The sequence below is a fragment of the uncultured Pseudacidovorax sp. genome, assembly GCF_913773995.1.
Lineage (GTDB): Bacteria > Pseudomonadota > Gammaproteobacteria > Burkholderiales > Burkholderiaceae_C > Xenophilus.
This window is the reverse complement of the sequence record NZ_CAJYES010000186.1, coordinates 1-22,876: the sequence shown is the minus strand read 5'-3', so window position 1 is coordinate 22,876 and position 22,876 is coordinate 1. Positions and strand designations below refer to the sequence as shown.

The window sequence follows — 22,876 nt, the reverse complement described above, 5'->3', positions numbered from 1 at the left end:
TGGCGGATGCCATGGGGCTGGGCGAGGCCGAGCTGTCAGCCGTGGTCGCGCTGATGACGCCGCAGCGCCTCGACGCTTTCCTCGCGCAAGCCGGGAAGCAATGAAGCATCCCCGGCAAAGATGGTTCCGCGAGTGCACCGCAGGGGCCTGCTCCGCGGCCATTCGACCCCTCACGCTTCCTGCCTGACCCACGCCTCATGCAACTGAACGCCAACCTGGAGTGGCTCTACGGCCACCTTCCGCTCGACCAGCGCTTCGCCGCCGCCACGGCCGATGGCTTTGCCGGCGCGGAGATGCTGCAGCCCTACGAGCAGCCGCCGGCCTGGTATGCCGACGCGCTGAAGGCCCATGGCCTCACCGCCGTGCTGCACAACACGCCGATCCGGCCGGACAGCCCGGGCCGGCTGGGCTGGGCCGCCATCCCGGGCGGCCAGGCCGAGTTCCGCGACTGCTTCGACCGGGCCCGCGCCGTGGCCGAGGCGACGGGCTCGCGCCGCATCCACGTCATGGCCGGCGACTGCCGCGCGCACGATCCCAAGGCCTGCCGCCAGGCGCTGGACCAGAACCTGGCCTGGGCCCTGCGGCATGCGGAATCGGACGACCTGGTGCTGATGCTGGAGCCGCTCAACCGCGCCGACATGCCCGGCTACTTCTATTGGCTGCCCGAGCAGGCGCTGGAGGTGATCCGCGCCTTCGACTCGCCGCGCCTGCGGCTGCAGTTCGACCTCTACCACTGCGTGAAGGAAGGGCTGGACCTGGCGCAGGAGCTGGAGCGCTGCCGCGGCTTCATCGGCCATGTGCAGCTGGCCGGCGCGCCCGACCGCCACGAGCCCGACCTGTCGCGCGACGACCTGCTCGCCACCGTCGCCGCCCTGCCCGCCGCCGGCTACGACAGCTGGCTGGGCTGCGAATACAAACCCCGCAGCACGGCCGCCGATGGCCTCACATGGGCAGATCCGCTGCGCCAACAGGGAATGATCCGATGAACCCTGCCCCGCCTTTCAGCCGCGCCATCGGAGCGCCCAGGACAAGGACCATCCCATGACCCGTATCCTCATCACCGGCGCCGGCGGCTTCGTCGGCCAGGCCCTCGTGCGACGGCTGCTGGCCGGCGTCGATGCGCTGCCGCTCACGCAGCTCGTCGCCGTCGACCTCGCACTCGACCTGCCCGCGCATCCCAAGCTCACACAACTGCGCGGCTCCGTCGCCGATGCGGCCGTGCGCGCCCAGGCCCTGGCCGAGCCACCCGATGTGGTGTTTCACCTCGCCGCCATCACCAGCGGCCAGGCCGAGCGCGAATTCGAGCTGGGCCTCACCGTCAACTTGCGCGGCACGCTGGAACTGTTCGAAGACCTGCGCCGCCAACACGACGTCACCGGCAAGGCCGCGCGCCTGGTGCAGACCAGCTCCATCGGCGTGTTCGGCCTGCCGCTGCCGCCGCACATCGACGACGCCACGCCCATCGTGCCCACCATGTCCTATGGCGCGCACAAGCGCATGCTGGAAATCCTGCTGGCCGACTACAGCCGCCGCGGCTGGATCGATGGCCGCTCGCCGCGGCTGCCCAGCGTGGTGGCGCGACCCGGCCTGCCCAACGGCGCGCTGTCGGCCTTCGCCAGCGACCTGATCCGCGAGCTGGCCGCCGGCCGCAGCTATGAGTCGCCCGTCGATGCCGAAGGCACGCTGTGGCTGCTGTCGCTGCCCGCCTGCGTGGACGCGCTGATCCATGCCGCCACCCTCGATGCCGAGCGCCTGCCGGCCACCCGTGCCTGGACGCTGCCTTCGCTGCATGTGTCGGTCGCCGAGGTGGTGGCCGCGCTGATGCGGCGCTTTGGCGTGGAGGTGTCGCAGCGCCTGAGCTACGCGCCCGATCCGGCCATCATTCCGCAGTTCGCCCGCTGGCCGACCGTGGACACCGCCCTCGCCCGCTCGCTCGGCTTCCGCGCCGATGCCTCGCTGGACGAACTCGTCGAACGCTGCCTGCCCGGCGCCGCCTGACCCCCTTCTTCTTTCTCGCCCCATGATCATCGAACTGCGTACCTACACCCTGCGCATCGCCACCACGCGCGATTTCGTCGCGCGCTATGCCGCCGAAGGGCGCGACGTCCAGGTCGAGCACCTGGGCGAGCCCGCGCTCTATGCCGTCAGCGACATCGGCGACCAGAACCAGGTGATCCACGCCTGGCGCTACCGCGACTTTGCCGACCGCGATGCGCGCCGCGCCGCGCTGGAGGCCGATCCGCGCTGGCTGGCCTACAAGCGCCGCAGCCTGGCCGACGACCATGTGCAGCAGCAGAGCACTGCCATCCTGCGCGAAGTGGACTTCGCGGCGCTGACCGCGGCGACCGGAGCCAAGGCATGAGCGGCGGTCCCTCCACGGCGGACGTCGCTCGCACGGAAGCGCAACGCGCCGGCGCCCCATCGCCGGACGCGCCCCTGCTGCTGCTGTCGGCCCAGTTGCCCCCACCGCTCAAGGTCGTGCTTCAGGACCGCCATGCCTGCGTGGCGGCACCGACGCGCGACCAGATGCTGGTCACCGCCCGCGCGCATGCCGACCGCATCGAGATGGTCGTCACCACCGCCACCGACGGCGCCGATGCTGCGCTGATCGAGGCCCTGCCCAAGCTGCGCGCCATCTGCAGCCTGGGCGTGGGCATGGACGCGCTCGACCTGGAAGCCGCCAAGGCCCGCGCCGTGGCCGTGAGCTACACGCCCGACGTGCTGAACGACTGCGTGGCCGACCTGGCCGTGGGCCTGCTCATCGACGCAGCCCGCGGAATGGGCCGGGCCGAACGCCTGGTGCGCCGCGGCGACTGGCCGCGCATCGGACCCGGCGCCCTGGGCACGCGCGTCAGCGGCCGGCGGCTGGGCATCCTGGGCCTGGGCCGCATCGGCCAGACCATCGCCCGCCGCTTCGCTGGCTTCGACATGGACATCCGCTACCACACGCGCACGCCGCGCGAGGGCGTGGCCTGGACGCACGAGCCCTCGCTGGTGGAATTGGCTCGCTGGGCCGACTTCCTGATCGTGGCCTGCGCCGGCGGCGAGGCCACGCGCCACCTCGTCGATGCGCGGGTGCTCGATGCACTGGGCCCGCAGGGCATCGTGGTCAACATCGCGCGCGGCTCGGTCATCGATGAAGCCGCGCTGGTCCTGGCCCTGCAGCAAGGGCGCCTCGGCGGGGCAGCGCTAGACGTGTTCGACCAGGAGCCGCAGGTGCCTGCCGCGCTGATGGAGATGGACAACGTCGTGCTGCTGCCCCACATCGGCAGCGCCACCGCCCAGACCCGCCGCGCCATGGGCGACCTGGTGCTGGCGAACGTGGAAGAGTTTCTGGGCACGGGGCGGCTGCGCACTCCGGCGTACTGAGCCGCTGACGCGCGGGCGGTACGTCAGCGTGGCCTCATTGCCCTGTTGCGGGGCAACGTCCCGGTTCAGCGGACGCCAAGGGCGGTCCGCTGGAAAGCCCTGTTGGACGTCTTTGCTTGCTCCGGCCCGCTCTTTGTTTTGTACAGTTTTAAGTACAACAGGAGCCCGCCATGGATGCCATCACCTACTCTGCCGCCCGCGCCAACCTGGCCAGCACCATGGATCGTGTGTGCAACGACCATGAGGCCCTGATCATCACCCGCAACGGAAAGCAGTCGGTTGTGATGCTCTCCTTGGAGGACTTCCAAGCGCTGGAGGAGACGGCCTACCTGCTGCGCAACCCGACCAACGCCAAGCGCCTGCTCGCTGCCACTGCTCAGCTCGATGCGGGCAAGGGCACGGAGAGGAAGTTGACCGAGTGAAGTTGATCTTCGCTGATGAGGCATGGGAAGACTACCTCTACTGGCAGAAGCAAGACAAACGGATGGTGGAGCGCATCAACAAGCTCATCCGTGAGACGCAAAGAGAACCGTTCGCCGGCGTCGGCAAACCCGAACCGTTGAAACATGCGTTGTCAGGCTTTTGGTCGCGTCGAATCACTGATGAGCACCGTATGGTTTACAGAATTGACGGTGACGCGCTGTTATTGGCGCAACTTCGATATCACTATTAGTTACGCCCAACGCCCAAGGTAAGCGGCGCCGGAGCACCGTAGGTGCGGAGGGTAACAACACAGGCCATGAAAATGCCTAAGGCTTGGCCTGTGTTGGCGTCCGCTTGACCGCCCAGTTAGGCTGCTTTTTATAAGATGCATGGGTCGCTACTTTAGAAGCGTTGCGTGCTATTAAAGTCAGACGGTAAGGAAGGTCGAGGCAACCGCTTGAATTTCGCCTGATGGGGTGGATGCTGCAATAAGGCCAGGTTGCCCCATAACTTTTAATGCTTCGGATATTTCTAACGCAGGGAAATTCTTTCGCTTTATCAGTTCGTCTGCGATATAGCGGTCGCCACTATCTGCAAGCAAAACGGGGGGCGGCATGTTGCAGTCGGAGTGGATTATTGCTCGCATAATCCCATAAGATTTGTAGTATGCCTCCATGAAGTGGCCATCGTATGGTATTGGGCACATAATGAGATTTAGGCGTTCGTTATATTCAATGCGTTCGCCTCGCCGCTTTTCTGGGTACATGCCAAGCCGGAGTCCGGTGTCGCCTTTTAGCGCATCTTTGTTTATTTTTAATGTCGTGCCGACCCATTGATTGGTGTTCGGGCTGCCAACAAATAGGTCGGCGCGCCATAGGCCCCGGATGCTTTGTGGGAGCAGTTCTCGTGCTGGGGCGTTGTAAATGGATTTTGTTATCGCATCCATGTACTTCTCAAGATACACCGGCTTTCCAGGGGTTCCGTGGAGTATTCTTGTCTGCGGATTGATGTAATGAGAGTTTGAATTGATGAGGTTGATGTAATTATTTTTTTCTGCCCCAAAAAGTATCGAGTGCGCTCCGTCTTTAATTTTGCAATAATCATTTATTGCTTCACTTACGATTGGCCAGACCAAGGGATTCTTCTGGGATATGGAATCGTGTAGAGCGTATTCCAAACAGATGCCGCAGTCGCCATCTGACTCTGTTCTTGTTTCTCTCGCGATATCCCAGAGAGTTACCTTGTTATACCCTCCGAGTCGCTCAACCCTTTCCCTTTTGAGAGAGAATAGAAACCCTTTTATTATTGACGAGCAAATTGCGAATTTGCTTCGGGTTTCATCGGCGACAAAGCCGATCTGCGCATCAATCTGAAGTTGCATTGGTTTCCATTTCTTTGTGTGTGGATGCGAGGCTACGACGCTGGCAAATGGGGCCTAACGTTTGACGTGAGGGGCCGCCGTAGCGGCGAAGCCGCGAAGGGAACCCACAAGCGCAGCTTGTGGGCGGTCCCTCTCGACGGAATGGTTAGAGCGGAACTGGGTAAAGCTCAAGAAACACCTCGCAAGTGATCTTGCATGCGTTCATATTTCCACTCCCAGTAATCCGAGAGCCGATGGTTTGCTTTGATGATTCGCTCAACAAGGCTGTTCAAGGACTCGACCGAAAACTGAACGTACTCCTGGAACGTTCCGTTCGAAGAGGTTTTAAGGCGAACGTAGGTGTAGCCTTCTTCATCGGTGCTGCTCCAATCAGCGTGCACCACTAAGTTTCTCAGCTTACCAACCTCGATTAGTTCCTTAATCAGATCGTCGAAGTCCGCAGGGGTGGTAAAGCAGCTATTGAACTCTTCGCTAAAGCGCTTAAATAAATCTACCTTCGCAGCGTACATAAGCTTTTGGATCACGATGAGGCCCGGTCTATCTGATCTGTCGGAAATGGTTTCGCAGATAAAAGAGTCGAGCGATTTTTCCAGAGCATTAAAGTACATGACTACGAGGCCAATCAGCGGAAGAGAATCGTCAAGATACTCTTCGGCCTTTTCTTCATCTTCAATTTCATGCGATAGATGCTGAATGAATTGCTTCGTCTTACTCTTCATCGGAACAACCTAAGAGCTCTAACGTGTTCTCGGGAGACAGCTAACGCCACCTAGGCAGAAACACTGCGCCCTAGATCGGCACGCTTGCATCACCGCAAGCCGTTGACGCACCATCACATTCTCCCGTTGGACCGTACGTTTATACAGCGCTAAATTTCCGCCAAAAGCGGCACACCCACAACAACCTCGCCGAGGTGAGCTGGCCGCCTGGGGGAGCGCCATGATGCCAGTTGTGCCGGCCGTTGCGGCCTCTCGGAAATACCTGCGCCCGCACCCCAATCTGGATCTGCCGCCACTGCGCGCCACGCGGGTGCTGGACCAGTTGCGAGAACGCCAGCAGTTGATGCACTACAGCCTGCGTACTGAGGAAACCTACGTCTACTGGGTGAAGGCATTCATCCGCTTCCATCGGCTGCAGCACCCTGCCGAGATGGGCGGGCCGGAGGTCATCCGGCACAGCGTGCAGCGCTCCCCACAATGAAAAAGGCCCGGCAATGCCGGGCCTTGTCGTTCGTGCCTGCCACGGGGCCAGACTGCGTCTCCTCTGCGCTTACTTCGCAGGCTCGTGTTGCACATCCCCGCCATGCTTCTCGCCACTCATATCGACCTTGTCGCCGGCCTGCAGGATGACGAACAGCGAGAGGGCGGCAAACACGACGAAGCCGATGGCGATCTTCCACATGAAAAGGGTCTCCTGAAGGGATGGAATCAAATGGCCGCGAAGCGGCATGGTGGTGTGCGACGTCTAGTCGCCGGCGTAGATATCCACGTCCTTCGTCTCGCGGATGAACAGCGTGCCGATCACCAGCGTCATGCCGGCGATGACGATCGGGTACCACAGGCCGTTGTACATGTTGCCCGTCGAGGCCACGATGGCGAAGGCCGTGGTGGGCAGCAGGCCGCCGAACCAGCCGTTGCCGATGTGGTACGGCAGGCTCATGGACGTATAACGGATGCGCGTCGGGAACAGCTCCACCAGCATGGCGGCGATGGGGCCGTAGACCATGGTCACCAGGATCACCAGGTAGGTCAGCAGCACCACCATCATGATCTTGTTCATCTTGGCCGGGTCGGCCTTGGCGGGGTAGCCGGCCGACTTCAGGTCGTCGCCCACTTCCTTCTTGAAGGCGGCGATGGACTTGGCCGAGTCCTCATCGAACTTGGAATTGACCACGTTGCCGGCCGGGGCCGTGATGGTCTTGTCGCCGATCTTCACCACCGCGGGCGAGCCGGCGGGCGCGGACACGTTCTCGTAGCTCACGGAGTTCTGCACCAGGTAGCGCTTGGCGATGTCGCAGGAGCTCTTGAAGTCGATCTCGCGCGCCACGGGGTTGCCTTGGAAGGAGCAGGTCGCCGGATCGGCCGTGACGGTGACGGCCGAACTCGCCTGCGCGCGGGCCAGGTCGGGGTTGGCAGCCTCGGTCAGCATCTTGAAGACCGGGAAGTACGTCACCACCGCCAGCAGGCAGCCGGCCATGATGATCGGCTTGCGGCCGATGCGGTCGGAGAGCGAGCCGAACACGATGAAGAAGGGCGTGCCGATCAGCAGGGCGGCCGCGATCATCAGGTTGGCCGTGGTGGCATCCACCTTCAGCTGCGCCGTCAGGAAGAACAGCGCATAGAACTGGCCCGTGTACCAGACCACCGCCTGGCCGGCCGTCAGGCCCACCAGCGCCAGGATCACGATCTTCAGGTTCTTCCACTGGCCGAAGGACTCGGCGAGCGGCGCCTTCGAGGTCTTGCCCTCGGCCTTCATCTTCTGGAAGGCGGGCGACTCGTTCAGCGACAGGCGGATCCACACCGAGATGCCCAGCAGCAGGATGGACACCAGGAAGGGAATGCGCCAGGCCCAGGTCTGGAAGGCTTCTTCGCCGACCGCCGTACGCACGCCCAGGATGATGAGCAGCGACAGGAACAGGCCCAGCGTGGCCGTGGTCTGGATCCACGCGGTGTAGGCACCGCGCTTGCCGTGCGGCGCATGCTCGGCCACATACGTGGCCGCGCCGCCGTACTCGCCGCCCAGGGCCAGGCCCTGCAGCATGCGCAGCGCGATCAGGATCACCGGCGCCGCCACGCCGATGGTGGCGTAGCTGGGCAGCAGGCCGACGATGAAGGTCGACAGGCCCATGATCAGGATGGTGACCAGGAAGGTGTACTTGCGCCCGATCATGTCGCCCAGGCGGCCGAACACGATGGCGCCGAAGGGCCGCACCAGGAAGCCCGCCGCGAACGCCAGCAGCGCGAAGATGAAGGCCGCGCCCGCATCCAGGCCGCTGAAGAACTGCTTGGCGATGATCGCGGCGAGCGAGCCGTACAGGTAGAAGTCGTACCACTCGAACACGGTGCCGAGGGACGAGGCGAAGATGACCTTCTTCTCCTCCTGCGACATCGGCCGGGGTGCCGCGTGCACCCCGCGGGAATCCAGTGTGGCTGCCATGTGTCTGTCTCCTGAATCGTTGAATCGGCCGCCGGATCGGGACCGTGGGCGGATTCTTTGGGGAGCGACTGACCGTTGGCTTGCGTGAAACTGAACCGATTCTGACGATTTAGGGACTAACCCGCGCTGCCGTTTTCATCAGGCAGGAATGGAGGCGTCGCGCGGGCCTCCATCGGGAAGACCCTGAGCCGCGATGGCAGGTCGGATTCATGACCGAACCGCCGGGTTCCACGAAGAACCCACTCTGAAGCGGCCCCGGCGCGATCAGCCCGCCAGCGCGGAGGGCCGCTGGTCCGCACCGTCCCACTGCGGACCGTCGAACCACGCGTCGCCCTGCAGGTAGGCGCGCAGCATGGGCAGGCTGTCGAAGCCCCAGAACAGCCGGCCATCGACGACGAACGCCGGCACGCCGAAGGCGCCCTGTGCAATGGCGGCGTCGGTGTTGGCCTTGAGCTCGGCCTTCACCGCGGCATCGGCCACATCGCGCGCAGGCTGCAGGCGGGCCCTGAGCGCATCGAATCGCGCCGGATCGCTGGCGTCCTGGCCGCCGCGCCACACCTCGCGGAACAGCTGCTCGGCCTGGTGCCGGCTGATCTCGCCGCCGCGCGAGGCGGCCACCGCCAGGCGCAGGTGCGGCAGCGGGTTGTAGGGATGGGTGGCCGGCATGTCGATGGACACGCCCAGCGAATGGCCCAGCCACAGGATGTGCCGGTAGGTCCACTGCCGCTTGCTCGGCACCTCGGCCGGCGCCTTGTGCCCGTGGTGACGCACGATGGCGCCCAGCAGCACCGGCTTGTAGGCCACGCTGTAACTCAGCCCGGCCAGGGCCTCGGGCAGGTGCTCGAAGGCCAGGTAGGCATAGGGCGAGATGAAGTCCAGGTAGAAGTCGATGTGCTTCATGGCAGAGGTCTCCTTGTTGTTCGTCTCGGCGCCCGGTGCGCTCAGCCGGGCTGCGGCGCGGGTGCCGTGGCGCTGCGCGCGAGCACCTGGTCCCACACGGCAAGGCGATCCGCATCGGGCGTGCGGCTCCAGTGCCGGATCTCCTCGATGGTGCGGAAGCACCCTTCGCACAGACCGGTGGCCGCGGACATGCGGCAGACGTTGACGCAGGGCGAGGGCACAGGCTCCAGGCCCTGGCGCACCGCCTCGCGCATCAGCGCCGCGCGGGCGGCCAGCGGGCTCTTTGCCGTGTCGACGTCGGGCGTGCTCACTGGACCACCCTTCGCGCAAGGCGCTTCAGGACTCGCGCTTGGGAGCGGCCCGGCGCGCTCATGCCGCCACCGCCTGCACCACGTCCGCCACCGGCGCGCCGCCGGTGAGGGCCGGCAGGTCCTGCGGCCGCAGCGGAAACACCGCATGCGGATGGCCGGCCGCCGCCCACACGGTCTCGAAGCGGAACAGCTCCGCATCGATCAGCACCACCGGCTTCGTCACATGGCCGACCGGCGACACGCCGCCGATGGAAAAGCCCGTGCGCGACTTGACGAAGTCGGCGTCGGCACGGCCGGTCTTGCCCACCAGGGCGTCGACCTTCTTCTCGTCCACGCGCCGGTCGCCGGAGGTGACGACCAGCACCGCCACGTCGTCGACCTTGCGGCGGAAGATGATGCTCTTGGCGATCTGGCCCACGGCCACGCCGAGCACGTCGGCCGCTTCCTGGGCCGTGCGGCAGGCGTCATCGAGCATGCGCGGGGCATGCGGGTGGCCCGCGTCGAGAAGGTGGCGCGCCACGCGTTGCACGCCGTCGGGAAGGGAATGGAGTTCGGAACCGCACATAGATGGCAGCGATTGTGGGCGCGGGCGCAAGGCCTCAGCCGATGAAGGCGAAGCGCGGCTGCGCACGCCCGTCATGCACGATGCTTTCCTCGAACATGCCTAAGGGCCGCACCCAGAGGCCGCGATCGTCGTAGAGCGGCTTGTAGAGCACCATGGGCGCCAGCGTCTCGCTGTGGCGCACCACGCCGAGCACCTCGTACTCGAGGCCCTTGTAGTGCCGGTAGCGCCCGAGCCGGATCGTCGGCAGCGCGGGCAGGTCGTCGCCGAGTGCCATCAGCCGGCCCGCTTGGTGCGCACGGCCTTGGAGACGCGCGAGTTCGGCTCGCGGCCCAGGGCCTGGCTGATGAACACGCCGGCGTCGATCAGCGCATCGAGGTCGATGCCGGTGTCGATGCCCATGCCGTGCAGCATGTAGACCACGTCCTCCGTCGCCACATTGCCCGTCGCGCCCTTGGCATAGGGGCAGCCGCCCAGGCCGGCGATGGAGGACTGGTGGTTCCACACGCCCAGCTCCAGCGCCGCCAGCGTGTTGGACAGGGCCTGGCCATAGGTGTCGTGGAAGTGGCCCGACACGGCGTCGACGGAGAAATGCGCCAGCGTCGCCTCCAGCGCCGCCTGCACCTTGCGCGGCGTGCCGACGCCGATGGTGTCGGCCACGTCCACGCGCGCCACGCCGATGCCCTTCATGAGCCCGGCCAGGTAGCCCACCTTCTCGGGGGCGATCTCGCCCTCGTAGGGGCAGCCCACCGTGCAGCTCATGGCGCCGCGCACCGCAATGCCCTGGGCCTTGGCGGCCGCGACCACCGGCGCGAAGCGCTCGATGCTCTCGGCGATGGAGCAGTTGATGTTCTTCTGGCTGAAGGCCTCGCTGGCGGCGCCGAACACGACGATCTCGTCGGGCCATTCCTCGCGCGGCGCGGCCAGCGCGGCTTCCAGCCCCTTCATGTTGGGCGTGAGCACCGAGTAGCGCACGCCCGGCTGGCGGCGGATGCCATGCATCACCTGCGCGTTGTCGGCCATCTGCGGCACCCACTTGGGGCTGACGAAGCTGGTGACCTCGATCTCTCTCAGGCCGGCGGCCTGCAGACGATGGACTAGCTCGACCTTGACCTCGGCGGGCACGGGCTGCTTTTCGTTCTGCAGCCCGTCGCGCGGGCCGACGTCGACGATGCGGACGCGGGAAGGCAGATGCATGGAATGGCTCCGTGGGTGGGCGTGCAGAGGTTCAGGCCTTCAATAGCCGCGCTGCGGATCGACCACGCCCGCAATGGGCTGGCCGGCCTGCAGCGCGCGGATCTTGCCGGCGATCTGCGCGATGGATTCGCTGCGCAGCGTGCGCGCAGAGCCGTGCGGCGTGACGGTGATCTTGGGATGCCGCCAGAAAGGATGGTCGGCGGGCAGCGGCTCCTGGTGGAACACATCCAGCGTGGCGCCGGCCAGCTTGCCGCCGTCGAGCAGCGGGATCAGGTCCTCTTCCACCAGATGGCCGCCGCGCGCGATGTGGATCAGGTAGCCGCCGGGCTTGAGCGCCGACAGCGTGGTGCGGTTGAGGATGCCGCGGGTGGCGTCGGTCAGCGGCAGCAGGTTGACCAGCACCCGCGTATTGACCAGAAAGTCGCCCAGCCGCGCCTCGCCCGCGAAGGTGCGCACGCCCTCGATGGACTTTGGCGTGCGGCTCCAGCCCAGCACCGGAAACTCGAACTGCTGAACCGCACGCGCCACACGCTCGCCCAGCACACCCAGGCCCATGATGCCGACCGGGAAGTCGGCGCGGGCGAGCGGCTTGCGGTAGACCCAGCGGCCCTGCCGCGCTTCGGCCTCGTAGACGTCGAATTCGCGGAAGTGCCGGATCAGCGCATGGCACACGTACTCGGCCATTTGCACCGACATGCCGGCATCGTCCAGCCGCACGATCTTCAGGGTGGGCGGCAGGTCGAGCTTCGTGATCGCGTCCACGCCCGCGCCGATGTTGAACATGGCCTTCAGGCCCGGCTGCTCGTCCACCATCTGCTGGGGCGGCGCCCACACCACCGCGTAATCGGCCTGCGGGCTGCCGGGCGTCCAGTCGACGATCTCGGCATCGGGCAGGGCGGCGTGCAGGCCCTCGATCCATGGGGCGGATTTGGTGTCGGTCAGACAGAGGGCGATGCGCATGGGGGCGTGCAAGAAGAAGGCTGTGGAAGACAGCCCTCGATGCTACGCGGCCAGGCGCAGCAGCTCTGCCCCTTCGGCGACCTGGTCGCCGGGCGCGAACAGCAGCTCGGCCACGGTGCCATCGGCCGGCGCGGCGATGGTGTGCTCCATCTTCATGGCCTCCATCACCGCCAGCGGCTGGCCCTTGCTCACCGGGTCGCCCGCCTTGACGGCGAAGGACACCACCTTGCCCGGCATCGGTGCCGTCAGGCGCCCGCCTTCGGCCTGGGTGTCGCCGGCATGGGCGAGACGGTCGACGGCATCGATGCGGCCGGCTCCCGCCTGGCCGAACACATGCCACTGGTCCTGATGCCGATGCACGGCCAGCACCTCGCGGCGGCCGGCGAAGTCCAGCGCCAGGCGGCCGTCGGGCAGCAGCGTCCAGGCCAGGTCGCCCGCGACCTGTGATTCGCCCTCGCCCACGCTCAGGTGCCGTGTGGCACCCGGGCCGTAGCGCAGCAGCGCGGTGGCGCCCTGGCCGTTGAAGTCGAAGGCGAAGGTGCGCGTGGCAAGGCCCAGGCCGCGCCAGCCGTCGGCACGGCCGAAGGGGCCGCCTGCAGCTTGCGCCGCCTCGTCGGCCAGCTGGCGGGCGACCACGGCCGCCGCCAGCAGCGGCAGGCCCAGCGGATCGCGGTCGAAGAGCTGCGCCCGCTCGCGCTCGATCAGCGCCGTGTCCAGCCGCGCCTTCGAGAACGATTCGGTGGCCAGCACCCCGCGCAGGAACTGCACATTGGTCGCCACACCCACGATCTGCACCTGCGCCAGCGCGGCATCGAGCCGGGCCAGTGCCTGCTCGCGCGTGTCGCCATGCACGATCAGCTTGGCGATCATGGAGTCGTAGTAGGGCGAGATCTCGCCGCCCTCGCGCACCCCATCGTCGATGCGCACGTCGGCCCGCGCGAAGGCCGCGGCGGCCGGCTTGCGGTACACGGTCAGCGGGCCGGTGGCGGGCAGGAAGCCCTTGTCCGGGTTCTCGGCGCAGATGCGCGCCTCGATGGCATGGCCGTGGATGCGCAGGTCGTCCTGCGCGAGGGGCAACGGCTCGCCGGACGCGACTCGCAGCTGCCATTCCACGAGATCCAGGCCGGTGATGGCCTCAGTGACGGGATGCTCCACCTGCAGCCGCGTGTTCATCTCCATGAAGTAGAAGGTCATGGCCTCGGGCGCGTCATAGCCGCCAGTCTGCTCGACGATGAACTCGACCGTGCCGGCGCCCACGTAGTCCACGGCGCGCGCGGCATCGACGGCGGCCTGGCCCATGCGCTGGCGCAGCGCGGGCGGCATGCCGGGCGCGGGAGCCTCTTCCAGCACCTTCTGATGGCGGCGCTGCACCGAGCAGTCGCGCTCGAACAGGTGCACGTAGTGGCCCTGCGTGTCGCCGAAGACCTGTATCTCGATGTGCCGCGGGCGCTGCACGTACTTCTCGATCAGCACCGCGTCGTCGCCGAAGCTGTTGATCGCCTCGCGCTGGCAACTGGCCAGGGCGGCGGCGAAGTCCTCGCTCTTTTCGACGATGCGCATGCCCTTGCCGCCGCCGCCGGCGCTGGCCTTGATGAGCACGGGGTAGCCGATGCGGTCGGCCTCACGCTGCAGCAGGGCCGGGTCCTGGTCGGCGCCGTGATAGCCGGGCACCAGCGGCACGCCGGCCTTCTCCATCAGCCGCTTGGACTCGGCCTTCAGGCCCATGGCCTGGATGGCGGAAGGCGGCGGGCCGATGAAGACCAGACCGGCCTCGGCGCAGGCGCGGGCGAAGTCCTCGTTCTCGGACAGGAAGCCGTAGCCAGGGTGGATGGCCTCGGCGCCTGTGGCGCGGGCGGCTTCGAGGATGCGCTCCCAGCGCAGGTAACTTTCCTTGGGTGCGTTGCCGCCCAGGGCCACGGCCTCGTCGCAGGCGCGCACATGGTTGGCCTGCGCGTCGGCGTCGGAATAGACGGCCACGGTGCGCACGCCCAGGCGGCGCGCGGTGGCGGCGACGCGGCAGGCGATCTCACCGCGGTTGGCGATCAGGATCTTCTTGAACATGGGGCAGGTCTCCGGACGATTTGTTGCCGCGGCCAGCGCGGGAAAAGGCAGGCGCGACACCCGGGTCGGGCCGGCCGCTGAAGATGCGCGTGAGGCGGCCGACGAGCGCGCGCAGAAAGCGCCAGCTCTTGCGGATCAGCCACACGCTGAGGACGAGCACGACCACCAGCGCCACCAGGAAAGCCAGCGGATGCGCCAGCGCCAGCCACAGGCCGGCCGGCACCAGCGAGTCCTCGGCCAGCGAGGCGCCCACGTTGGTGAAGGGCTCGGGCGAGGTATTGATGGCCGCGCGCGTGGTGGCCTTGGCCGCATGGGCCGTGGCCGCGAAGCCGCCGCCCACCAGCGCCGCCACCACGGCCATGGCCGCATGGTCGGCACCGAACACCGAGGCCGCGAGCGCGGCGCCGGCCGGAATGCGGATCACCGTGTGAACCATGTCCCAGAGCGAATCCAGGCCCGGGATCTTGTCGGCAAAGAATTCGACGAAGACCAGGAAGCCACTCACGATCAGCACCACCGGATGCGACAGCGCCTGCAGCCCCGCCGGCAACGGCACCCAGCCCAGCCAGCCGGCCAGGCCCACCAGCAGCACCGCCAGGTACAGGCGCACGCCGCTGGCCCAGCCGAGGGCGGCGGCCAGCGCGAGCAGTTGGGGAAAGTCCAGACCGTCCATCGGGGGCCGATCAGCGCGCCTGGGTCCAGGCCGGCTTGCGCTTTTCCAGGAAGGCGCGCAGGCCCTCCTGGCCTTCCTCGCTGGCGCGCAGGGCGGCGATGCGGCGCACCGTCTCGGCGGCCAGTTCGTCGTCGATGGGCTGGCCGGTCACATCGCGCAGCAGGCGCTTGGATTCGGCCACCGCGCCGGGTGCGGCGGACAGGATGTTCCTGAGCACCTCGTCCACCTTGGCGTCCAGCGCATCGGCGGGCACCACCTCGTGCACGAGGCCGACGCGATGGGCCTCGGCCGCGGTGAAGCGCTCGGCCGTGAGGAAGTAGCGCTGCGCCGCACGCGCGCCCATCGCCCGGATCACGTACGGACTGATGGTGGCCGGGATGAGACCGATCTTGACCTCGCTGAGGCAGTAGTGGGCGCTGTCGGCGCTGATGGCCACGTCGCACACCGACACCAGGCCCATGCCGCCCGCATACACGTCGCCCTGGATGCGCGCGATCACCGGCAGGCGGCTGTCGGCCAGCGTGCGCAGCATGCGCGGCAGGCCGGCGGCGTCCTGCAGGTTCTGCTCGGGCGTGAAGCTGGCGGCCTGCTTCATCCAGTTGAGGTTGGCACCGGCGCAGAAGGCCGGGCCGCGCCCGCCCAGCACCACGGCGCGCACGCCGCTCGCGGCCTGGGCCTGCGCGAAGGCCTCGCCCAGCTCGCGGATGAACACGTCGTCGATGGCGTTGCGCATCTCGGGCCGGTTGAGCCAGATGCGGGCCACCGGGCCGTCGAGGTGCAGTTCGAGCGTGGTGAAGTCGGTCATGGCGTGTCTCGGTTGTTCGAAGGGTTCAGTCGCGCAGGGCCGGGAAACCCAGCCGCTGCAGAAAGCCGGACACCACCGGCTGCCAGGCCTGCAGTGCGCGGGTGAAGGTGCTGTGGCCGTCCTCGCCCTGCGGCGGGAACTGAATGAACTCGCCGTTGCCGCCTGCCGCACGGAAGGCGGAGAACCATTGCCGCGGCCAGTCGGCGCCGAAGTACTGGTCGTTCTCCGCATACAGCCACAGCGTGGGAATGCGCACGCTGCGGCCATAGGCAGCGAAGAGTTCGCCCATCTGCTGCGGCGAGCAGGGCTGGCCCGCACGGGTGCGCGGATTGCCACCGCCCCCGCCGGCGAAGTTGATCGCGCCCACCACGCCGGGCGTGGCGCGGGCGGCGGCGGCGATGGCGGTCGCGCCGCCGTAGGACTGGCCGACGATGACGGCGCGCCCCGGGTCGGCGCCGGGCATCGCGCGCACGGCGGCCAATGCCGCGAGCGCCTGGTCGGCCGCAGCGCCGTAGCCGGCGGGATAGTCGCGCCGCTGGCAGGCACCGCTGTCCTCCACGTCCGGCCCGCCGCTCACGCCGTAGCCCACGCGCGTGGGTACGGCCACGATGAAGCCATGACGCACGAAGAAGCGCGAGGCCTCGTGGTAGCGCGCGCGGCCCAGCGCCGCGCGGCCGGACGCATCGACGGCGCGGCCATGGTTGAGCACCAGCACCGGCGCGGGATGCGGGTTGGCGTCGTCGTCGAACACGGTGACGCGGATGGTCTGGGCCACGCGGCGGCCCTGCATGTCCTGCACGGCGACGGGCAGGTCGAGCTGGGTTTCGCGCAGCGTGGCGTGGGCGGGTGGCGCCACGAGTGCCAAGACGACCCAGCCGAGGCCCGGCATCCGGCGCCCCATGGCAGAGGCGAGCCGTCGAAGGGCTGGAAGGGCGCCAACGAAGCCGCGCCCCGAGGTCACGCGCGAACCATCAGGACCGGCCTCCTGACGCCGGGCGCGCGTCAGCTCAGTGCGGCCAGGCATGAAGCCCCTCGATGCCGTCGAAATCGCGGTCGCCATGCAGCAGTGCGCAGCCATGTTCCATGCACCAGGCGGCGACCATCAGGTCGATGGGGCTGCGGACGGTGACGCCGCGCCGACGCTGCTGACGGTAGATGTCGGCGGCGCGCAGGGCCACGGCCTCACCGCCCGCGGTGGCAATGGGCAGCGCACGCAAGCGCTGACGGGCGAGGCGCTGCTCCCGGTCATGCACGAAGCCGCGCAGCACTTCCATCAACACCAGGTCGAGAAGCACCAGTTCATTGGCGCTGTCGTCCAACAGTGCATCCAGGGTCTGCGTATGGGGCGTGGCGCGACCGCGGAAGTAGTCGATCCAGACGCTGGAGTCGACGGTGATCATGGCTTCGCGCGCTTCCTGGCGGAAGGTTTGGGCGCGGCGGCAGCGTAGCGGGCCGACTGCTCCTGCACGGCCATCGGCTCGGCCTCGAGCGTCGTCCAGTCCACGCTGTCGTCGCCCGCCCAGGTGAGCTTGCCGCGCAGGGCGCGCAGATCCTGGTAGGCCTTGCGGCGCGCAAGAAGGCGCAGGCCCTCTTCCACCGCTTCCTTCTTGGTGCTGAAGCCGCCCGCCTTCATGGCGGCCTCCATGAGCGCGTCGTCGATCACGATGTTGGTCCGCATGGCACTCCCTGTGTGTATGAAAATCGAAAATCATACACATCGCCGATCACATGCGGAACACACCGAACTTGGGCTCAGGAATGGGCGCATGCCGCGCCGCCGCCAGGCCCAGCGCCAGCACGCGGCGGGTGTCGGCAGGGTCGATGATCCCGTCGTCCCACAGGCGCGCCGTGGCGTAGTAGGGATGGCCCTGGTCCTCGTACTGCTGGCGGATGGGCGCCTTGAAGGCCTCTTCCTCGTCCTTGGTCCACTGGCCGCCGCGGGCCTCGATGCCGTCGCGCTTGACGGTGGCCAGCACGCTGGCGGCCTGCTCGCCGCCCATCACGCTGATGCGGGCGTTGGGCCACATCCAGAGGAAGCGCGGCGAGTAGGCCCGGCCGCACATGCCGTAATTGCCGGCGCCGAAGCTGCCGCCGATGATGATGGTGAACTTGGGCACGTTGACCGTCGCCACCGCCGTCACCATCTTGGCGCCGTGCCGGGCGATGCCCTCGTTCTCGTACTTGCGGCCCACCATGAAGCCGGTGATGTTCTGCAGGAAGACGAGCGGGATCTTGCGCTGGCCGCACAGCTCGATGAAGTGCGCGCCCTTCTGCGCCGACTCCGAGAACAGGATGCCGTTGTTGGCCACGATGCCGACCGGCATGCCCTCGATGGCCGCGAAGCCGCAGACCAGCGTGGTGCCGAAGCGGGCCTTGAACTCATGGAACTCGCTGCCGTCGACGATGCGGGCAATGATCTCGCGCACGTCGAAGGGCTTGCGGGTGTCGGTCGGGATGACGCCGTAGAGGTCTTCGGGGGAGTGGGCGGGTTCTTCAAACACCGTTCGGGCTGAGCCTGTCGAAGCCTGGGCCGGCACTTCGACAGGCTCAGTGCGAACGGACTGGGGGGCACCGAGCCCAGCACGAACGGACTGGGGGGCACCAAGTCCACCCGCCGCCCCGCGGCCCCCCACCCCCTGCGCATTCAGGTTCCTCACCGCCTCGCGCGCCAGCGCCAGCGCATGCAGGTCGTTCTGCGCCAAGTGGTCGGCCACGCCCGACAGGCGGGTGTGGACGTCGCCACCGCCAAGGTCCTCGGCCGACACCACCTCGCCAGTGGCCGCCTTCACCAGCGGCGGGCCGCCCAGGAAGATGGTGCCCTGCTCCTTGACGATGATCGACTCGTCGCTCATGGCCGGCACATAGGCGCCGCCCGCGGTGCACGAGCCCATCACCACCGCGATCTGCGCGATGCCCTCGGCGCTCATGTTGGCCTGGTTGAAAAAGATGCGGCCGAAGTGGTCGCGGTCGGGGAAAACCTCGTCCTGGTTCGGCAGGTTGGCGCCGCCCGAATCGACCAGGTAGATGCAGGGCAGCCGGTTCTGCGCCGCGATCTCCTGCGCGCGCAGGTGCTTCTTCACCGTCATCGGGTAGTAGGTGCCGCCCTTCACCGTGGCGTCGTTGCACACCACCATGCAGTCCACGCCGCTGACGCGGCCGATGCCGGCGATCAGGCCCGCGCCCGGCGCATCGCCGTTGTACATGGCGTGCGCGGCCAGCGGCGCGATCTCCAGGAAGGGCGAGCCCGGGTCCAGCAGTTGCTGCACCCGGTCGCGCGGCAGCAGCTTGCCGCGGGCCGTGTGCTTGGCGCGTGCGGCCTCGCCGCCGCCCTGCTCCACCCGCGCGAATTGGGCACGCAGGTCGTCCACCAGCGCGCGCATGGCCGCGGCATTGGCCTGGAAGGCCTCGGATCTGGGATTGAGTTGGGAGACCAGTTTGCTCATGAATGTCCTTGGAGCCTGACGCGTGGCCGCGTGCCGCGCGAAGATGATGCGAACCCCCGGCGGCACCGGGCACTCCAAGCCCGGCCTGCCCGCCCCGTCACGAAGTTCTTGAAGAAGAAAAACAGGTGCACACCGTCGAAACCGTCCTGCTGGTGCTGATGCTCGGCGCCCTCACCGGCATTGCCGCCCGCTACCTGCGTGCCATCCCGCTGCCATTGATCCAGATCGCGCTGGGCGCGGCCCTGTCGTGGCCGCAGCAGGGCCTTCACATCGCCTTCGATCCGGAACTCTTCCTGCTGCTGTTCATTCCGCCGCTGCTGTTCGCGGACGGCTGGCGAATCCCGAAGCGGGAGTTCTTCGCGCTGCACCGGCCGATCCTCAAGCTGGCATTCGGCCTGGTGGCCTTCACCGTGTTCGGCCTGGGCTGGCTTGTGCACTGGATGATTCCGGAGATGCCGCTGCCCGTGGCCTTCGCGCTGGCCGCGGTGGTCTCGCCCACCGATGCGGTGGCCGTCTCGGCCATCACGCGGCGCCTGGGCATGCCGGCCAAGACCATGCACGTGCTGGAAGGCGAATCGCTGCTGAACGATGCCTCGGGCCTGGTGGCGCTCAAGTTCGCCGTCGCCGCCACGCTCACCGGCCTGTTCTCGTGGGCGCAGGTGACCCGCGAGTTCCTGTGGATCGCCCTGGGCGGCGTGGGCGCCGGCACCCTGATGGGCTGGGGCTTCGCCCATGCCCGCGCCGCCGTCACGCGCCGGCTGGGGGACGTGGCGGCCACCCAGATGGTGCTGCTGCTGGTGCTGCTGCCCTTTGCGGCCTACATCGTGGGCGAGCGCATCGGCGTCTCGGGCATCCTCGCGGCGGTGGCGGCGGGCATGGCCACCAACTTCGCCGACCTGGAACGCAGCGAGTTCGTGGCCGAGCGCATGCAGGCCGAAGGCACCTGGACCATGATCGAGTCGGCCTTCAACGGCGCCATCTTCCTGCTGCTGGGGCTGCAGATGCCCTCCATCTTGCGCACCGTGGACGAAAGCAGGCACCACGGTGCCTGGACGCTGGTGGGCTATGTGCTGGTCATTTCGGCCGCGCTGCTGCTGCTGCGCTGGGTGTGGTTGCAGTTGGCCGTGCGCGGCAGTCTGCGACGCGCGCACCGGGACGGGCGCATGGCCGAGCAGCCGTCCTGGCGTCTGACGCTCGCGACCACGCTTGCCGGCATCCGCGGCGCCATCACGCTGGCCGGTGCCCTGTCGATCCCGCTGATGGTGAACGCCGACACGCCCTTTCCCTCGCGCGACCTGCTGGTCTTTCTGGCCACCGGCACCATCCTGTGCACGCTGCTGGTGGGCAGCATCGGCCTTCCGCTGGTGCTGCGCAACCTGCCCCAGCCGGCCGAGGCCGCCGAGGTGCGCGAGGAGCGGGAAGCCCGCATCGCCGCCTGCCATGCCGCCATCGCCAGTCTGGTGCGCAGCCAGAAGGACTTGAACGATGTCGGTGCCGACACCGCCGCCCAGCGGCAGGAGATGGTCGGCCGCATCACCCAGCAGTACCGGGTGCGGCTGGAACTGCTGGACGACGACAGCGCCGCCGCCTCCACACCCGAGACGCGGGCCGAGGAAGCCGAAGCCGTGCGCGCCCGCAAGCAGGGCTTCGTGCACGAGCTGGAGCTGCGGCTGGCCTGCCTGCAGGCCGAGCGGCATGCGCTGTATGCGGAGCGCCAGTCGCACCGCATCAACGATGCCTCGCTGCGCGAACTGGTCGGCGAGCTGGACATGGCCGAGGTGTCGCTGCGCAAGCGCCTGCGCGCCGCACGCCAGGCTGCAGGGCTGGCACCGCACGGGCCGGCCTCGCGCGACTGAGGCGCAAGGCGCCACCGACACACCGCCCCTGCCTGCAACCGCCGACAGGCTCATGCCGTCTTCTCGGCCTTGAGGCCCAGCTCGTCGGCCATCTGGTCGCGGATGCGGTACTTCTGTATCTTGCCGGTCACCGTCATCGGGAAGGCATCGACGAAGCGGATGTACCTGGGCACCTTGTAGTGCGCGATCTGGCCCTGGCAGAAGGCGCGGATGTCGGCCTCGGTTGGCTGCTGGCCAGGCTTGGGAATGATCCAGGCGCACAGTTCCTCGCCGTACCTGCGGTCGGGCAGGCCCACCACCTGCACGTCCTGCACCTGCGGATGGCGGTACAGAAACTCTTCGATCTCGCGCGGGTAGATGTTTTCGCCGCCGCGGATCACCATGTCCTTGATGCGGCCGACGATGTTGACGTAGCCCTCGTCGTCCATGGTGGCCAGGTCGCCGGTGTGCATCCAGCCTTCGGTGTCGATGGCCTCGCGGGTCTTGGCCTCGTCGCCCCAGTAGCCGTGCATCACCGAATAGCCGCGGGTGCACAGCTCGCCCGGCTGGCCGCGCGGCACGGTGGCGCCGGATTCGGGGTCGACGATCTTCACCTCCAGGTGCGGCTGCACCGTGCCGACGGTGGAGACGCGCCGCTCCAGCGGCGTGTCGGTGCTGCTCTGGCAGCTCACCGGGCTGGTCTCGGTCATGCCGTAGGCGATGGTGATCTCGCCCAGGTGCATGCGGTCCACCACCCGTTTCATTACCTCGATGGGACAGGCGGTGCCGGCCATGATGCCGGTGCGCAGGCTCGACAGGTCGAACTCGCCGAAGCGCGGATGGTCCAGCTCGGCGATGAACATGGTGGGCACGCCGTGCAGGGCCGTGCACTTCTCGGCCTGCACCGCCTCCAGCGTGAGCAGCGGGTCGAAGCCGTCGTTGGGGTAGACGATGGCGCTGCCGTGCGTGAGGCAGGCCAGATTGCCCAGCACCATGCCGAAGCAGTGGTACATCGGCACCGGGATGCACAGCCGGTCCTCGGGCCCCAGCTTCATGCATTCGCCGATGAAGTAGCCGTTGTTGAGGATGTTGCGGTGCGTGAGCGTGGCGCCTTTGGGAAAGCCCGTGGTGCCGCTGGTGAACTGGATGTTGATGGGGTCGGTGGCCTTCAGGGTGGCCTGGACCTGGGCCACGCGCGGGTCGGTCGCGTCGCCGCTGGCCAGCAGCTGCGAGAAGCGGTCCGTGGCAATGTCCGGGCCGGCTTCGTCGGCGGCGCCGGGGGCGTCGATCCACCAGATGTTCTTGAGGTCGGGCAGCCGGGCCGCGCCCAGCTCGCGCAGCATGGCCAGGTATTCGCTGGTCTTGAAGCGCGGCATGGTCACCAGCGCCTTGCAGCCCACTTTATTGAGCGCGTACTCGACCTCCGAGGTGCGGTAGGCCGGGTTGATGTTGACCAGCACGAGCCCCGCCTTGGCCGTGGCGATCTGCATCAGCACCCAGGCCAGGTTGTTGTGCGACCAGATGCCGATGCGCTCACCCGGCTTCAGGCCGGCGCGCAGCAGGGCGCTGGCCAGTCGGTTGGCCTGCTGCTGCAACTCGGCATACGACAGACGCACGCCCTCGTGGCGGCTCACCAGCGCCAGCGCCTCGGGCTGGCGTGCGGCCATGGCGTCGAAGAAGTCGCCGATGGTCTGCTCGATCAGGGCGGGCTCGGTGGCGCCGCGGGCGTAGCTGTCATTCATTGCGGGTCTCCTTGTGTCTTTCTCCTTCCCCCTCTGGGGGAAGGTTGGGATGGGGGCC

General features: G+C 67.6%; 25 protein-coding genes and 1 pseudogene. 8 read left to right on the top strand and 18 right to left on the bottom strand.

What is annotated here, in order from left to right:
- The first annotated feature begins 197 nt into the window (after nt 1-197).
- From QZ772_RS17255 to QZ772_RS17230, 6 genes are all read left to right on the top strand, one after another.
- Complete coding sequence (locus QZ772_RS17255; protein ID WP_295528823.1) at nt 198-986, top strand: TIM barrel protein; 789 nt, start codon at nt 198-200, stop codon at nt 984-986.
- Nucleotides 987-1,041: 55 nt separating this feature from the next.
- Nucleotides 1,042-1,998 (top strand): NAD-dependent epimerase/dehydratase family protein, encoded by a 957-nt coding sequence (locus QZ772_RS17250; protein ID WP_295528820.1) that lies wholly within the window; start codon nt 1,042-1,044, stop codon nt 1,996-1,998.
- A gap of 22 nt (nt 1,999-2,020) precedes the next feature.
- On the top strand, nt 2,021-2,362 hold the full coding sequence (locus tag QZ772_RS17245; protein ID WP_294374991.1) for an NIPSNAP family protein: 342 nt from the start codon (nt 2,021-2,023) through the stop codon (nt 2,360-2,362).
- Nucleotides 2,359-3,369: a 2-hydroxyacid dehydrogenase gene (locus tag QZ772_RS17240; protein WP_295528817.1), complete on the top strand. Its 1,011-nt coding sequence runs from the start codon at nt 2,359-2,361 to the stop codon at nt 3,367-3,369. Before QZ772_RS17245 ends, QZ772_RS17240 begins: the two co-directional genes overlap by 4 nt.
- A gap of 170 nt (nt 3,370-3,539) precedes the next feature.
- A complete protein-coding gene (locus tag QZ772_RS17235) occupies nt 3,540-3,791 on the top strand; it encodes a type II toxin-antitoxin system Phd/YefM family antitoxin (protein ID WP_017758986.1) in 252 nt (83 codons plus the stop codon).
- Nucleotides 3,788-4,042 carry a Txe/YoeB family addiction module toxin gene (locus QZ772_RS17230; RefSeq protein ID WP_295528814.1) on the top strand — a complete coding sequence of 85 codons (255 nt, stop codon included), beginning with the start codon at nt 3,788-3,790 and terminating at the stop codon, nt 4,040-4,042. Before QZ772_RS17235 ends, QZ772_RS17230 begins: the two co-directional genes overlap by 4 nt.
- Before the next feature lie 177 nt (nt 4,043-4,219).
- On the opposite strand, the gene QZ772_RS17225 is transcribed toward QZ772_RS17230, so the two are convergent.
- Together QZ772_RS17225 and QZ772_RS17220 are read right to left on the bottom strand one after the other, a co-directional pair.
- A complete protein-coding gene (locus QZ772_RS17225) occupies nt 4,220-5,173 on the bottom strand; it encodes a hypothetical protein (RefSeq protein ID WP_295528812.1) in 954 nt (317 codons plus the stop codon).
- Between the two features lie 167 nt (nt 5,174-5,340).
- Nucleotides 5,341-5,892: a hypothetical protein gene (locus QZ772_RS17220; RefSeq protein ID WP_295528811.1), complete on the bottom strand. Its 552-nt coding sequence runs from the start codon at nt 5,890-5,892 to the stop codon at nt 5,341-5,343.
- Between the two features lie 223 nt (nt 5,893-6,115).
- Here QZ772_RS17220 and QZ772_RS17215 point away from each other — a divergent pair.
- A pseudogene (locus tag QZ772_RS17215) lies at nt 6,116-6,340 on the top strand (phage integrase N-terminal SAM-like domain-containing protein); the annotation flags it as partial.
- Between the two features lie 102 nt (nt 6,341-6,442).
- Here the strand turns inward: QZ772_RS17215 and QZ772_RS17210 are convergent.
- From QZ772_RS17210 to QZ772_RS17140, 15 genes are all read right to left on the bottom strand, one after another.
- Nucleotides 6,443-6,574: a hypothetical protein gene (locus QZ772_RS17210; protein ID WP_017758989.1), complete on the bottom strand. Its 132-nt coding sequence runs from the start codon at nt 6,572-6,574 to the stop codon at nt 6,443-6,445.
- A gap of 63 nt (nt 6,575-6,637) precedes the next feature.
- A complete protein-coding gene (locus QZ772_RS17205) occupies nt 6,638-8,329 on the bottom strand; it encodes an MFS transporter (protein WP_114804600.1) in 1,692 nt (563 codons plus the stop codon).
- Between the two features lie 264 nt (nt 8,330-8,593).
- The gene (locus QZ772_RS17200; RefSeq protein ID WP_295528808.1) at nt 8,594-9,229 is read right to left on the bottom strand and encodes a 2-hydroxychromene-2-carboxylate isomerase; all 636 of its coding nucleotides are present in this window, start codon (nt 9,227-9,229) and stop codon (nt 8,594-8,596) included.
- 41 nt (nt 9,230-9,270) lie between these two features.
- Entirely contained in the window at nt 9,271-9,483 is a 213-nt protein-coding gene (locus QZ772_RS17195; protein ID WP_295528825.1) for a DUF1289 domain-containing protein, read from the bottom strand.
- 115 nt (nt 9,484-9,598) lie between these two features.
- Complete coding sequence (locus QZ772_RS17190) at nt 9,599-10,105, bottom strand: YbaK/EbsC family protein (protein WP_295528806.1); 507 nt, start codon at nt 10,103-10,105, stop codon at nt 9,599-9,601.
- A gap of 34 nt (nt 10,106-10,139) precedes the next feature.
- On the bottom strand, nt 10,140-10,379 hold the full coding sequence (locus QZ772_RS17185; RefSeq protein ID WP_295528804.1) for a DUF1653 domain-containing protein: 240 nt from the start codon (nt 10,377-10,379) through the stop codon (nt 10,140-10,142).
- Nucleotides 10,379-11,299 carry a hydroxymethylglutaryl-CoA lyase gene (locus tag QZ772_RS17180; RefSeq protein WP_295528802.1) on the bottom strand — a complete coding sequence of 307 codons (921 nt, stop codon included), beginning with the start codon at nt 11,297-11,299 and terminating at the stop codon, nt 10,379-10,381. The genes QZ772_RS17185 and QZ772_RS17180 overlap by 1 nt, the downstream gene beginning before the upstream one ends.
- A 39-nt stretch (nt 11,300-11,338) precedes the next feature.
- The gene (locus QZ772_RS17175) at nt 11,339-12,259 is read right to left on the bottom strand and encodes a glyoxylate/hydroxypyruvate reductase A (RefSeq protein ID WP_295528800.1); all 921 of its coding nucleotides are present in this window, start codon (nt 12,257-12,259) and stop codon (nt 11,339-11,341) included.
- A gap of 42 nt (nt 12,260-12,301) precedes the next feature.
- Nucleotides 12,302-14,320, bottom strand: coding sequence for an acetyl/propionyl/methylcrotonyl-CoA carboxylase subunit alpha (locus QZ772_RS17170; RefSeq protein WP_295528798.1), 2,019 nt, complete (start codon nt 14,318-14,320; stop codon nt 12,302-12,304).
- Nucleotides 14,286-14,993 carry a DUF4126 domain-containing protein gene (locus QZ772_RS17165; protein ID WP_295528796.1) on the bottom strand — a complete coding sequence of 236 codons (708 nt, stop codon included), beginning with the start codon at nt 14,991-14,993 and terminating at the stop codon, nt 14,286-14,288. The genes QZ772_RS17170 and QZ772_RS17165 overlap by 35 nt, the downstream gene beginning before the upstream one ends.
- Nucleotides 14,994-15,003: 10 nt before the next feature.
- Complete coding sequence (locus QZ772_RS17160; protein ID WP_295528794.1) at nt 15,004-15,798, bottom strand: enoyl-CoA hydratase/isomerase family protein; 795 nt, start codon at nt 15,796-15,798, stop codon at nt 15,004-15,006.
- A 25-nt stretch (nt 15,799-15,823) separates the two neighbouring features.
- Nucleotides 15,824-16,699: a dienelactone hydrolase family protein gene (locus QZ772_RS17155; RefSeq protein WP_295528792.1), complete on the bottom strand. Its 876-nt coding sequence runs from the start codon at nt 16,697-16,699 to the stop codon at nt 15,824-15,826.
- A gap of 106 nt (nt 16,700-16,805) precedes the next feature.
- Nucleotides 16,806-17,198, bottom strand: a complete 393-nt coding sequence (locus QZ772_RS17150; protein WP_295528790.1) for a PIN domain nuclease — start codon at nt 17,196-17,198, stop codon at nt 16,806-16,808.
- Complete coding sequence (locus tag QZ772_RS17145) at nt 17,195-17,476, bottom strand: type II toxin-antitoxin system VapB family antitoxin (RefSeq protein WP_295528788.1); 282 nt, start codon at nt 17,474-17,476, stop codon at nt 17,195-17,197. Before QZ772_RS17145 ends, QZ772_RS17150 begins: the two co-directional genes overlap by 4 nt.
- Nucleotides 17,477-17,522: 46 nt before the next feature.
- Nucleotides 17,523-19,241, bottom strand: coding sequence for a carboxyl transferase domain-containing protein (locus tag QZ772_RS17140; RefSeq protein WP_295528786.1), 1,719 nt, complete (start codon nt 19,239-19,241; stop codon nt 17,523-17,525).
- A gap of 125 nt (nt 19,242-19,366) precedes the next feature.
- Here QZ772_RS17140 and QZ772_RS17135 point away from each other — a divergent pair, with 125 nt between their 5' ends.
- A complete protein-coding gene (locus QZ772_RS17135) occupies nt 19,367-21,097 on the top strand; it encodes a Na+/H+ antiporter (RefSeq protein ID WP_295528784.1) in 1,731 nt (576 codons plus the stop codon).
- A gap of 50 nt (nt 21,098-21,147) precedes the next feature.
- On the opposite strand, the gene QZ772_RS17130 is transcribed toward QZ772_RS17135, so the two are convergent.
- Complete coding sequence (locus tag QZ772_RS17130; RefSeq protein WP_295528782.1) at nt 21,148-22,818, bottom strand: AMP-binding protein; 1,671 nt, start codon at nt 22,816-22,818, stop codon at nt 21,148-21,150.
- Nucleotides 22,819-22,876 lie beyond the last annotated feature (58 nt).